The sequence below is a fragment of the Ruegeria sp. CDSB136 genome (assembly GCF_059610965.1).
The window spans coordinates 1-13,319 of the sequence record NZ_JBXWOP010000021.1; the positions used below are offsets into that span (position 1 = coordinate 1).

A 13,319-nucleotide genomic window follows, 5' to 3' on the forward strand; every position below is an offset into this window, starting at 1 on the left:
ACGGTTGGCTGCAGACGCCATCCACCCCATCCGCATCTTACCAGTTCGCTCCTGTTGAAGCGAACGGCAGGTGTACGATTATGGCCCTCGCTCTGTTAAAGTCCCCGTACCAGCTAAATGATACGCGTCTGAGGATAAAATCTGTGGTCAGAAGGAAAAAGAGCACCGCCGAAGTCTGCATTCGTGCCCGTCAAATCCTGAACATGATAGTGTGACGACTCGGTGAGCACTGACCAAAATTCTTCGAGTCTGGCATGTTCGCTCCCACCGGTGTATTTCCAGTGCGCGACGAACTCGTCGATCTGTGGGGCTTTGCTCATGTGAAGTTAGTTGTTCGAAACGGGAATGCGCTCAGTTAGAAATTGTTCGAAGGTGGCGGTTTCGACCGCATATGCGCTGGTATCGCGCTTCCGGGTAATAACCTTTTCGATCACGGCACACAGGCCAAGAATTACCATGCCCGGGAAGAACCAAAGCCCCGTCGCCAATGGCATTTGCTCACTGTAGAGCAAAGTTTGGAGAAGAGGCCAAATCAAGAATGGCATGGCAGCCAAGGCTGACCACTTGACTGGTTTCATCTTTTCCTCGGCTTCCGCAGCCAACCGGGCATGAATCTCGACCAAATCGCGCTCCCATGCTAGGAATTCGTCCATGACTTGGCCAGCGATGTAGTGGTCACAACGGCAATAATCGCGTGTGATGTACTCAACCTGTCCGCAGGCTGCGCAGCGGACCGCATTGATACTATCCGCTTTCGGGCGCAGGTGTTTCTTCTGACCTTCGCGATCGGGGACTTCTTCAGCCCCGCAGACGCCTTCGAGCAGGCGCTCTATATCCTGACCAAGCCGCAGCTTTCGCGGGCGTAGTTTCAGCACTTCATCGGGAAATTCTTCATTCAACATCAGCTTACAAGCCTCAATACGCTGTCGATCCTTGTTGTGTCCGGTTCCCCGCCTTCAATCGTCAGGGCATCGGTGTTCAGGAACTCATCGAAGAGAAAATCGATGGCATCCCACTTCTTTTCAGGGGTCACAGTCAGCCCGCGTTCATTGATCCGGCGCTCGACTGCGATGCCGATCTTACGATAGGCGGCGGCGATCTCTTCGTGCCTTCGGCTCTTGCCATCTTCCGAGTCGCCTTCGAGCATCCAGAGCGGATCAACGTCGAATTCCTCGTAGACTTTCAACAGTAGTGAAGCCGTCAAATCCCGCTGGCTGCGTTCATAGTACTGGTATGCGCTCCGACTGGCGCCAAGGCGCTGCGCCATCTCCTCTTGGGAGAGGCTTGCCATGTTTCGCACAGCCGCAAGGCGATGTCCCAAACCGGGAACTGTCATAGAAAACCTTCTTAATGGTTGCATTGACCACGATACTGGTTATATGAATCACATATGACCATAAATCGTATCAACACGCTCGATTCACGTAAGATCAGCGTATGTTTGTTTCATTCTGAACGCAAAATGAAATTAACTGCCTCGATTTGTGAGCAAAGAGTTTGAGGAGGTGAAGCGTGGAAAAGCTCTTGGAAACCCCGAAAGAACTGGCCGAGCGCGTTGGCATTCCTGTGTCCAATATTCGCTACCTGATCCGCGAAGACATGCTGGACCACATCTATACGGCCCCTGGGCGTAGAAATCCGAAAATCCCTTCCGGCGCGTGGGAGCGGTACGTCGACAATTTCACGGTGAAAACATGCCCAGAAAGCCATCCCCGCCGCGCCTCGAGCGCGACCGCAAGCGTCCGTCCGAGGGCAACTGGTACATCTACTGGACCGAGGGGGGACGCAGCCGCGAGCACTCGACTGGCACTGGGGATCGCGACCAGGCTGAACTCTACTTCGCAGAGTGGAAGCTAAGGCGCTTTAGGCCAGATCGAGCAGTCGAGCCTTACGAATTCTATGTGGCCGACGCAATTTCGCACTACCTGGCAAAACGGCTTGATGACGTCTCCGATCCGGAGCGCTTGGCCAATGCGGCCAAGCCGATCATCCGATTTTTCGACGGCTACGCCGTTGGTGACATCAATGATGCGCTCATCAAGGAGTATTGCCAGAAGCGACGAAAGGGCCGGGGTGAAAAGGGTCTCAAGGACGGCACGCTCAGACGAGAACTCAGCCTGTTGTCGACCGCTATCAGGCGCGCCGAAGAAGATCAGCTGATCACGCGCAGGATAGCCGTTCGACTTCCACCGAAGCCCGAAGGTCGAATCCGGTTCCTGACGTGCGATGAAGCGATAAAACTTATAAAAGCCTCGCGAAGCTTCGATACCCCTTTGGAAGATGGTGTGCCGACGGAGTCAAAAACCGAACACCTGACCCTGTTTCTCCGTATCGGTTTACTGACGGGCCAGCGGAAGGAAGCGATCCTGTCCTTGCGTTGGTCCGATATCGATTTCAACAGCAACATCATCTACTGGAATCCGGTCGGGCGTCGACGGACCAAGAAGGAGCGCCCGAGCTCAAGGTTGCCCGCGCGCCTGAAGAAACACTTGTTGCGCAGGCGGAAGCGATTTCCGGAAGACGAATTCGTTGTCACCCATCGCGGCAAGTCCCTGCAGAATATCAAGCGTGCGTTTCGATCCGCCGTTGTAGCGGCTGGCCTCGAAGGTCAGGGAGACCGGAAAGTCGTGCCGCACACTCTGAGGCACACTTGCGCAACCTGGCTCATGCAGAAGGTTGCGCCAAAGTGGGACGCCTGCGGCTTTCTGGGGATGACCCTCGAGACGCTCGAAAAGAACTACGGGCACCACCACCCAGACCATCAGCGCGGGGCGGCGGATGCCATCTGACATCCGGATCATTTCCGGAAATAGACCATCACAAACGTTAACAAAGGAGCAGTCAAATGACAACGCATCATAATAAATACAGGGGGTTAGGCTCCGGCCTGATCCTTCGGGAGGCAGGGGTCGGAGGTTCGAATCCTCTCACTCCGACCAATAAAATCAAACACTTGCGTTGATTTTGCGCCTCTCGAAAATCCAGAGTTTCTGTTACAAGTAACGAAAACCCCCGGATTCAGACTGCACACCCAAGAAGTTGCGAAATGAGAAAACCCGGCTAGGCTAATTGCATTATTAGGGGGGAAATTTCATGAAAATGATATTTGCGGCTGCCGCCGTGTGCCTTGCAAACGCGGCTAGTGCTTTAACCGTCACATTCGACCATAACCCGCCTTATCCAAGTGCGGGCGGAAGCAAAGCAACTTCAAACGGGTTCATCTATGATTACAGCACCGTTTACCTGACCGGAAATCATCTCGCCTTGCACGATGACAGCGGGATTCTATCGTCATCGATCAGCGCTCTTAACGGCGCGTCCTTTACGCCCAATCAGATTGACGTTCGCGGCTGGTCGCTGCTGAACAAGTCCGGCTCTGGACCTGCCCCTGTAGATGACTACCGAGCCCACACAGCCTGGGCTTATGCTGGCACAGCCCCACTTCCGTACCTAACATTTGACGGGATCAGAAACGGCGCGGTAGTGGCTACTCAGTCGGTCGGACCTACCCTGTGGAGCGTGTTGAATTTCACAAGCTCATTTGCGAACATTGACAGCCTGAAGCTGTCGCTGAACATTCCGAGCGCCCTTCGATTTACCGACTATGACCAAGTTGGGCCTGATACGGTCTGGTGTGAGGAATGGTGTTCTGAGTTCTGGGTAGACAATCTGAATGTCAGCTTATCCGCCGTACCCCTGCCCGCCAGCGGGTTGTTGCTGATCGGCGGGCTTATGGGGTTGTTGGGTTTTCGGCGCTTTAAGGCACAGTAACGGCTGCGGCAACCTATCCTACTGGAAGCGTGGGGGTTGAGACCGCACCTGTTTTGCCGCCCAGGTAGCTCGGGCGGGGGCGTCAAACAGGCTGCGCCCCAACCGTCTTCGCGCTGGCCGACGCGAGATCCGTGCATGGCGGTGCGACCTGCGGTGCCCGCCTTGATTTCGAAGTCATGATACTGATCGGTGAAACCCTGATTGCCGAGGATCAGGCTATCAGTCGCCGCTGTTGCAGCGTGAACGTTGACGTTGCGGGTGTCTAAAATCAGGCGTCTCTGTTGTACTTGTAAATTGGCTCGAGACTTTCGATTGCTCCAGGGCTAACCTTCAAGTCTTTGATAAGTCCATCACCAACCGAATAAACCCATCCATGCAGCCGGGGGTACTCACCACCTTCCCGCGCCTTTTGAATGAATGACAGCTTTGCCAGATTCGAAACCTGTTCTTTGACGTTGAGTTCGGTGAAACGGTCCAAGCGTTCTTCTTCCGATTCAATCCCATCCAGAATAGATCGATTGCGCGAATAGACATCCTTTAGATGCAAAAGCCAATTGTCCAAGTAACCATACGATTCATTGCTCATTGCTGCTTTGATTCCGCCGCATCCGTAGTGCCCGCAGACAATAATGTGTTTCACTTTCAGATAGTGAACCGCAAAATAGGCAACGCTCAGCAGGTTGGAGTCGGTGTGAACCACAAGATTCGCAATGTTGCGCTGAACAAAAATTGATCCGGGAAGAGAATTTGTAATCTCTGTAGCGGGCACTCTGCTGTCGGAACATCCGATCCACAAATATTCCGGTGACTGACCTTCGGCCAATCGCTCAAAAAAGCCAGGGTCTTCATCTTTGATGCGATTCACCCAGTCTTTGTTGCCTTCAAGAAGTAGTTTGATTGACTCTGTCATGCTGGGTGTTCCCTTTTTGATCGCGCATATGTGAAAGCCTGGTGAGTGGCGCTCGTCGAGTGTTGGTTTGGCCAAGTAATGGATATTGCGTATCTGAACAAGTTAGTTTGCACCCATCATCCCGGCTCGCATCTTATGCACCGGTCGAACTGTACGCAGGCAAACCCCACAATTTCCGTTCAGCTTCCGGGCTTCACGAAAGGCACCTTTTTGGCAGGACAATTTGGCCCTACTCGACTGTAACGTGATTGGCCGTCAACACTGCGGCAAGCAGTACAGAAGCCCAAAGCCGCATACCTGTTAAGGCGCTGTCTTAATCCGGGCCAACCGAACGCCTTGATCCGGCATGGCTGGCGTTGGGAAATCGGTCTTTTCCAAGCCTGCCAAAATCAGCCTTGGGGTGCATTTTTGGAGAAATCGACTATGAAAAAAGCAATATGAGCGGCAACGATATCTTCCAGTCGATCGGAAGTCTCGGCCCTGTAGGGGTCCAAAAAATTGTCGACCGGCTGGAATTTCGCGGCCGCGACCCGGTCTTTGTCAGAATGCGCGAAGCATATCTACAACACATCGACCTCGGGTTCTTTAAGACGTTGCTTGATCTTGGCTGCGGCACCGGGGTAGTCGCCCGCGCGTTGGCAGCACGTGAAGGGCTCGTAACTGAGATCACTGGAATAGATTACAGCCCGGAATTGGTCGAGGCTGCGACTCGCCTTGCCGCCGAAGAAGGCCTTGCAGGGCGGGTCAATTTCCGGACCGGCGATTCCCATGCCCTGCCCGATCCTGATAACAGTTATGACGTGGTGCTCGCCCACACACTTGTCAGCCATGTCAGCGATCCGGATGCGGTGATCGCAGAAGCTGCCCGGGTTGTGCGCCCTGGCGGCGCGGTCGCTGTCTTCGACGGCGACTACGCCTCCTTGACCTTCGGAGCCGGAAATGCGGCGCGCAATAGTGAAGTCGTCAACATGATACTTAATGCCGTGGTTGCCAATCCTCTGGTCCTGCGCAGGATGCCCGCAGTCCTTGCACGGCATGGCTTGAAACTGACGCATTTCCTGCCCGAGGTTTTCGCTGAAGCCCGGAATGGTTCATTCTTTCTGAACCTGGCCGATAGCTATATTCCGCTGGTCGTGCGAAATGGAGATATGAGCGAAGGTGAGGCCGCCGACTGGTTGTCCGCGCAGCACCGGGCCAGTAACGAGGAGACATTCTTCGGAGCGTGCAACTACTATAGCTATGTCGCGCAGAAAACCTGAGTTCTGACTGCACGGGTTGAACACCACAACTCCACGTCATGAGTTTGCCGAGGCATGTGATTTTGTGTTTGACCTTTCGGGCCAGAACCCAGGTGAACCGGGCTTGTGAACCGACGGAGTTCATCTTGGCGGGTTTGATCACGTTTTATGCGATGGCCTTGTTTTGGCCGCCGGCCTCGGATCCTGAAAACTTCCAGTTTTTGCGACCCAAGTTCTGAGCATTTGCGCGAGCGAATTTACCTCGGTAGCCAAATGCGTGTTGAGGCGGAGCAAATCAGCCGGATCGTCGAAGGCGCTCCCCCGGTCCTTCGGCAATGCCGCCTTTTATGCCCGCAACAATTTTGAGGGTAAATCCTGAAATCGCCGAGTTCCCAGACTGTGTTTTCTATCCGTGGCGAAGCGGATGCTAGGTCTTTTGCGCCATTCGCTATGTACAGCGAAAAAAAAACGCGGTGACACAGAGCCCCACCAGAGCCAAAGGTGCCCGCATTCAAATCGGTAAATCTGGTTTTGGGCCTATCACAAGAAAACCGTTGCCGATAATCGATTCTAAGGGCGTGAACGACGCGGCCGGGCGAGCAATGCTGCGGCACCGACAATGGCACCTAATATCCCATGCTCAAAGATATTGCGCCAACAACCTGTAATTTAGTTCACTTTGGTAAACCAGCCACCATACGCCATTCAAAAACCGGCAGCGAGCTCCGCACGGCGCATATTCCCTATAAGAAGTTAGCACATAATATTTGCCAGCAGATATTATGCCTGCGTGCTGACATGTCACCCATGATACGAAAGAAAGACGATATTGTCGGGTCCATGTTTTCCAACATCGCTCATCTCATCCAGCTCCGGATTGATGAGACACTGAAACCATATGACTTGACCCGCCTGAAATGGTTCGCGATCAGGATACTGTCTCAGAATGAAGGACTGACCCAGACGGGATTGGAAAAAAGGCTCGAACTATAGACAGCCGCAACTGGAAAGCTTGTTGATAGGCTGATCGAACGTCGACCCGACCCCGGCGACCGGAGAGCGCACCGCCTCCTTGCGACCGACAAATTCTTTGCGCTTTTGCCAGAATTGAAATCGTCGGGCGAAAGCATTCGCGATTGTTTTCTGTCGGGGCTGGACGAGCAGGAAATAGGGGTGCTTGGAAATTTCCTAAAAAGGATCAAATCGAACCTGACACTGACACTCGCAGGAGGTGCGACTTATTTTGCCCCATCTCCAGCCATTCGCTTGACAGCAAACCTGTGCAATCCCGATTAACAAAGGAAACGAGATACGCCGGTATGGGAGGAAAAAAGTTGGGGACTTCACAACTGACAAAGGACTGCCAAGCGCATGGAAGCTGCCATGTTTGCTCAACATAACCGTATTCGTGGTTGCGAAGCGCGTCTGCGTCGCGTTCCCCGACATCTGGTTGTCTCAAATCCGAAGCAATACCGTACGAAAGCCTGTCGAAAGCGGGCCGTAATTCTCAAGAGCACTCTGGGCAAGGCGGCAGACTGTGTCGGTCGTGGGATTTCGATCGCCCCTTGAAAAAACACTCAACACGAAAGCCAAGTACCGCATTCCACAAGGTAAAGGATCAAGCAGAAAGGAAGCCAAGTCGGTGATCAGTAGCAAGGAACTGCCGACTCGCGTTCACGAAAACGAAGACCGGAACTAGGCGTTTTGCGCGATCTTGCCCGCATTGGTCAGGCTACATTGGTCTAGGGAGGTTTCCAGAACCTTCCTGCAAATCCAAGGGTGTTGCTTGCCTCAATCAAGTACTCCGGTTTGATCGCCTTCCCAAAACTGATGACTGACAAATTCAGATGCACAGACTCACGTTATGAGCGGGGGACTGGTAAGGAGTCGTTCATCATTCTATCGACCAGCGACGGCAGAAACTGTATCGCGAATGTGCCTATTTGGCATGCCCTGCTCACTCAAGCCAGTAACGCCAGGTCATGGCCGGTGGTTTTTTTGCGCGTGGCCATGGACTTGGCGTCCTTGCCACCAATGGTCAGGGTGAGGTCTTTGAAAAACCCCTTACTGTCGAACCACCAGCGATGGGAATAGACTTTGGTTCGTTTTGGCTTCGGAACGTCGCGCTTGTATTGTTCATTGCAGTAAATGTCCCAATGGCCTTTGGTAGTGAGCGTTGGCATCCCAACATGGCCTGCGCGGTCGCGTCCGCCGTGGACTAGCCCGCCGGCCAGTGCCAACACCTTGTCCCGACCGCTGTAGTAATTCGTGAAGCGTTTACTGCGATTGCCAAGAACCAGCCCCCCCCACGCGCCTTTCTCCAGCCAGGCGGAATCCACATCGGCCGATGCAAACATGACCTGATCGACGCCCCAGTTGCCGCTTCCAGAACCCGCCGAGTCACCAAAATCAGAGAAGGCGCGCAAAACAACAAATGCCCCCATGGAATGCGCGATAAGATGAACTTTTGGGCGCGGCGACATGGCCAGCAACGGCAGTATTCCGTCGCCCACAAGATGAGGGGCCACTGCCTTGGCGTCGGAACGATCCTTGTCATAGCTGAGAACAGAACCGTCGCTTGGCCAGTCGAACGCAACGACCGCACCCTTGTATCCTTGTGATCTCACACCCTTTTCGATCTTGGCCAGCCGGTCCAGCATTTCCTTCTGGGACGTGTTGAAACCGTGAACGTAAATCAGGACGTCTTTGTCACCTCCTGCCTTCTGCACCATCTCAAGCCACTTCTTTTGCTTGATGATGCCTCCTTTCCGGATACGCCCGTCGGAACTTGTATGTGAGATCGAGACGTACCGGGTTTTCGCGGCAGGTTTTATCGTGAACTTCTTTTTTGAAGCGTTGTAAGTGCGCCGGGAGAAAAACAAAGCCATCCTGTGAACTCCTTTTAACCAATCCATAAAATCTGCCACAGAAAAGCGTTTCTGGCAAAATATTGGAGAACTTCTGATACTATGTAACCGTGCAACTGACCCGAAGCCTGCGAATTTCGGACGGCTGGCCGCAGAGTTGACACCAGGACCCGACTGCCCGGGAATAAGAGTATTCGAGAGGGATCTGTTCCAAAGAAATTTCTATCTAAATACCTTGGAGGGAATAATGACCGCGCGAGATATTTCATTTGCCAGTTTCAATTTGTTGAACCTTCACCTGCCTGGTCAGGCCATCTATGGCGACTCAGATGGATGGGATCAGGCCACCTATGAAAAGAAGATAGCGTTCACCGCGAAGGCGCTGAGCAGAATTGATGCGGACGTGGTCGGCGTGCAGGAGCTTTGGGCCGAGGACGCGCTGCAAGCGGCGCTGGACAACTCGTCCTTGACGGGAACCCATACACTGTTGGTGCCCGAGGATCACAATGACAAGAAGATCGTATGCGCCGCCGCTGTGCGTTCGGACATTCTGGTGGATCAACCAGAATGGATCGAAGATTTTCCCGAGGAATGCGTTTTGCAGTCGACAGGCGATGATCCGCAGCAACCTGATATTTCCGTGGCGCTGGATGGCTTTTCCCGCCCTGTCATGCATTTTCAGGTCCGCCCCGATCCTCGGACACCGGTTATTCATGTGTTCGTCTGCCATTTCAAATCTCGCCGCCCGGCCCAGATCTGGCGCGAGCGGGGTTGGTATGACAGGGACGTTCACGGCCCGCATATCACGTCACTGGGCTATGCTATCTCAACCGTGCGCAGGACCGCCGAAGCGGCCGCTTTGCGCGTGATCATAACCAACCTGACAAAGAAAACGGATACCCCTGTGGTTCTGATCGGCGATATGAATGACGGCAAGGAAAGCAACACGCTCAATATTCTGTCAGAACAGCCAACCTACCTGTCGCCTCTGTCTTCGGGAGGAGCCGACAACGCGCTTTATACCGCGCAAACCATGCAGGAATACCGTTCGACGCGCGACGTATATTACACGCATGTGTTCAAAGGACAGCGCGAAAGCTTGGACCACATCATGTTCAGTCAGGAGTTTTACGATAACTCGAAGAAGCGCCTTTGGGCTTTTGACGAGATGCTGGTGCAGAATGACCACCTGAACCATGACGATCATAAAGAAAGCGGAACCACGGATCATGGGATTATTCGCGTGGGTTTTCAGTGGAAGCCTGCGCCCGGCCAAGGCAGTTGATATTGTTTGGTTTCCGGGTACTTCCTGACCATTTTAATGGCCATATGGGATCACGCCGGATTCGCCACCCGGCTACCTGGATAACTTTTTTGGCACTTCCACAACCTGTGCCATTGAACGCGGACAACCATAGCGGCTTGTGACGGCATCGGTGTAATCAGGCGGGACGCTCCCCCTCAGGTTGCGTAATTGCAAGTTTTATGTTACGTTTTTAGATATTTAGTATGAACATTTGATCGGCGCAGCCGTTTTTTAGTTTTTTATGGAGTGACTGATGCGGTATCTTGTTGTTATCATTTTGATATTGGTTGCCGCGAACGCGGTGATCAAAGAGTCTGCGGCCTACGCCAATACTTCCTGCAATCCCAAATATGAAAAATGCGGCTGGTAGTGCGGTTACGCGAAACTCTTTGATTGACGCAACAGAGTCGGGGAACCGAAAACATGGGCAACTATGCTGTTTGGGCCATCGGCCTGGGTGGGCTGATACTGCTGTTCGAGGCGTACAAGGAATACACAACCTCTGACGCCGTGGACAATTTGAAATCCAACAACCAGGCATCTCGTAAAGAACTTGAAAACGTCCGAATGTCGGCACTGACCACCAAGGCCGAAAACCGCCGTGGTCTGGCGATATATATGGTGTTCTTTGTCGGCATCTACTTCGTGATGCTGATGTCGCCGGAACTGATCGCGACCTTTGTGATGGGCAGCAAGGAAGCGACGGCCGCGACAGGCGGGTCCAACGTTGTGGCCCGATCCATCGTTAACCCGGAGGCTGGTGCGGGGCCTGCCGTTGATCCGCGTACTCTGCCGTTCTGGCTGGCCATCGCCATCACCTTTGGGGCCGCTTCACCCACCTTTCAGGTCATCGAGCGCAAAATCCGCGCCATCGCCTATTTCTTTGCCGGTGTACCCAGAAACATTTTTCGGGTGCTGCAATCTCTCGAAGATCTGAATTACGGAAGCTATGGAGATGGCGAGACCCTGCCGCTGTGGAAAGCTTTTCGTGAGAAGATCGCGGCAAGCAAGGTTGACCCGATCATGGATGGAATGGTGCAAAGCATCGAAAGCTCGTTGCGCTGTATCGATTTGCTGCAACCGCCAATCATCGGGCCGCAAAGCTCGGCCTTCCGGCAATTGTTCAACGAAGATACCCCTCTGGCGCGGATCGACGACCTGCGATCACGGTACGCCAGCATTCTGGGCCGCATTGCCAACTTCAAGCTGGAAAAAGACACCTTGCAGAGCCTGCAGGATGAAACCGCAAAACTGGCGGACTCGATGCAGTGTCTGTTTGCGCTTTATTCGATCAGGTCGCGCAAAGTGCCCGAAGCGCTGATGAACACGCCAACGGCACAGATCATCGAAAAAGTGACTGGTGAAGACACCGCGCAATCCCTGCACGACATCACGCTTGCAAGTATTTTCGGGGCGGTTTTCAGCTATGTCCTGGTTGAACAGGTGGCCATGTTCAGCAGTAACGTTAACGATGCGACCGAATTGCGCGAAATCTGCGCCGCCATGCTGATCCCCCTGATCCCGTCACTTATCCTGCTGGCGTTTCTTACCATACTGCTGCGGCATCTCAGGATGGATCAGGGCAGCTGGCCCCGCAGTGACGATATACAGATTCCGTTCTGGGACTATGCCAAGCTTGCTTTCTGGCCCGCCTTCCTGGCCACGGTTCTCTATGGTGCGATAACCTGCATCGGCGCGGATGGTGTCGTTCGACACGCGCTGGACGGTGACGGCAGCGCGATGATCACAACAGGCCTGAATTTCCTGAAGGATGAAATCGAACAGTTGCCGCGCATCTTTTTGCTGTCTTACGTGACGGCCTGCGCCCTATTGTTCGTTGCGGATCAGCATGACCGGATGCGCTGGTTCGTGACAGTTGGTATCGCCCTGGTGGTATCGGCATTCCTTCTGATGGTGGCAAATCTGGCCGCAAGCCTGTTCAATATAGTCCCCCCGGCGACGGGCCTTGGCCTGCTGGACATCGCAATCATGGTAACGCTTCCCTATTCCATTTTTCTGGTCTTTTACGCAATTGCCGCCGAACTGGCTGAAACCGGGTCGATGAAGAAAATCCTGTCAGTTGTCGGCACCCGCATCCGCGAGCCCCAGAGATCGGATGGCCGCTCATGACACGCCCTGCTGTTTTGGCGTTCGCCTTGGCGGCTTTGGCCTGGCAAGGCACTGCCTCTTCTGTCACGGCCGAAGCGGACCTGATCGTTGGCGTGCGAACGGACGCCCCGCCTTTTTCGTATCTCGCGGTGCGTGATCGCGAAGGACGTTTGACCAGCGATACGCCGCCTCTTGCGTCGGGTGAGGTGTTCACCGGCTACATGGTCAATATCTGCGCCACGGTCCTTGAAGAACTGCAGAAGTCCCGCGATTTCACCGTTGAATGGAAGGCTGTCGAGGCGCGGGACCGGTTCACCGACCTACAAAGCGGCAAAATCAACATTCTCTGCGATCCGGCCACCATTACCCAAGAGCGTTTGTCCTATCCCGGCGTGCTTGTTTCCCCGCCGGTCTATCTGTCTGGTGTCGGAAGGGCGGAGACGACGCGTGACCAGTGGGCTGGTCACTGGCCCTGTATCGGCCCGGTCGCAGGGATCGTGGAAGGCACCACGGCACCGCGCTCTATTAGGCTGATTGCAGAAAAATACGGTTTCGGCGAGACATTCTCGGAAATCGTTAGAATGCATCCGGATGTAGACAAGGTTGTTCTCAGCGACGATGAGAAAAAACGCCTGACCGATTGCCCGGATGCCGTGGCTGGGTTGACGTGGGATGTGGGTTCGCTTGCTAAATATGTCAGCGCCGATGCGGCCGATACAGATCCTGACGCTGCCTATGTTGTCCGCAGTTACCCAAACCATGAAAAACTGGCGCAAGCGCTGTGCGACGGGCAAATCTATTACTCGGTTGGCGATCTTGAGATCGTGACGCTGGCATTGAAATCCTACATTGAAAGAAACCCGGATTGTCAGGCCCGTGCGGACGCTCAGGTCTATTCTGAAGAGCGCTATGGCATTTTCGTCCACTTGTCAGATCAGATGAACAGTTCGGACCAACTCACCTTGGCGTTTCTGCAGCAGCTCACGATCGAGATCCACAAGGGTCACGATTCAATCCTTGTGCGAAGTTTTTCGGATAATTTTGACCGCAACAAGATTTCACGCTCCTTGGATCTGTTCCTGTGGAATCTGGTCGCCGGGGCCAACTGACGGCGGACG

At 53.9% G+C, this 13,319-nt stretch carries 10 protein-coding genes; 6 read left to right on the plus strand and 4 right to left on the minus strand.

Features of this window, described 5'->3' with window-relative positions:
* Positions 1-326 precede the first annotated feature (326 nt).
* Positions 327-902: a hypothetical protein gene (locus AC2FIR_RS19830; protein ID WP_170417165.1), complete on the minus strand. Its 576-nt coding sequence runs from the start codon at positions 900-902 to the stop codon at positions 327-329.
* Positions 902-1,336, minus strand: a complete 435-nt coding sequence (locus AC2FIR_RS19835; protein WP_170417167.1) for a helix-turn-helix domain-containing protein — start codon at positions 1,334-1,336, stop codon at positions 902-904. The genes AC2FIR_RS19830 and AC2FIR_RS19835 overlap by 1 nt, the downstream gene beginning before the upstream one ends.
* Positions 1,337-1,694: 358 nt before the next feature.
* Here AC2FIR_RS19835 and AC2FIR_RS19840 point away from each other — a divergent pair, with 358 nt between their 5' ends.
* The gene (locus AC2FIR_RS19840) at positions 1,695-2,789 is read left to right on the plus strand and encodes a tyrosine-type recombinase/integrase (RefSeq protein ID WP_496762931.1); all 1,095 of its coding nucleotides are present in this window, start codon (positions 1,695-1,697) and stop codon (positions 2,787-2,789) included.
* A gap of 304 nt (positions 2,790-3,093) precedes the next feature.
* A complete protein-coding gene (locus tag AC2FIR_RS19845) occupies positions 3,094-3,771 on the plus strand; it encodes a hypothetical protein (RefSeq protein WP_496745451.1) in 678 nt (225 codons plus the stop codon).
* A 268-nt stretch (positions 3,772-4,039) separates the two neighbouring features.
* Here the strand turns inward: AC2FIR_RS19845 and AC2FIR_RS19850 are convergent, their stop codons facing one another.
* Positions 4,040-4,681: a carbonic anhydrase gene (locus tag AC2FIR_RS19850; protein ID WP_170808283.1), complete on the minus strand. Its 642-nt coding sequence runs from the start codon at positions 4,679-4,681 to the stop codon at positions 4,040-4,042.
* A 437-nt stretch (positions 4,682-5,118) separates the two neighbouring features.
* Here AC2FIR_RS19850 and AC2FIR_RS19855 point away from each other — a divergent pair, with 437 nt between their 5' ends.
* Positions 5,119-5,940: a methyltransferase domain-containing protein gene (locus AC2FIR_RS19855; protein ID WP_496745453.1), complete on the plus strand. Its 822-nt coding sequence runs from the start codon at positions 5,119-5,121 to the stop codon at positions 5,938-5,940.
* Positions 5,941-7,880: 1,940 nt separating this feature from the next.
* Here AC2FIR_RS19855 and AC2FIR_RS19860 read toward each other — a convergent pair.
* Positions 7,881-8,807, minus strand: coding sequence for an alpha/beta hydrolase (locus AC2FIR_RS19860; RefSeq protein ID WP_170617119.1), 927 nt, complete (start codon positions 8,805-8,807; stop codon positions 7,881-7,883).
* Positions 8,808-9,033: 226 nt separating this feature from the next.
* Here AC2FIR_RS19860 and AC2FIR_RS19865 point away from each other — a divergent pair, with 226 nt between their 5' ends.
* The 3 genes from AC2FIR_RS19865 to AC2FIR_RS19875 all read left to right on the plus strand — a co-directional run bounded on the left by AC2FIR_RS19865 (position 9,034) and on the right by AC2FIR_RS19875 (position 13,310).
* Entirely contained in the window at positions 9,034-10,071 is a 1,038-nt protein-coding gene (locus tag AC2FIR_RS19865) for an endonuclease/exonuclease/phosphatase family protein (RefSeq protein WP_496745454.1), read from the plus strand.
* A 444-nt stretch (positions 10,072-10,515) separates the two neighbouring features.
* Positions 10,516-12,222, plus strand: coding sequence for a hypothetical protein (locus AC2FIR_RS19870; RefSeq protein ID WP_480913100.1), 1,707 nt, complete (start codon positions 10,516-10,518; stop codon positions 12,220-12,222).
* The gene (locus AC2FIR_RS19875; RefSeq protein ID WP_480913098.1) at positions 12,219-13,310 is read left to right on the plus strand and encodes a transporter substrate-binding domain-containing protein; all 1,092 of its coding nucleotides are present in this window, start codon (positions 12,219-12,221) and stop codon (positions 13,308-13,310) included. The genes AC2FIR_RS19870 and AC2FIR_RS19875 overlap by 4 nt, the downstream gene beginning before the upstream one ends.
* Positions 13,311-13,319: the final 9 nt, after the last annotated feature.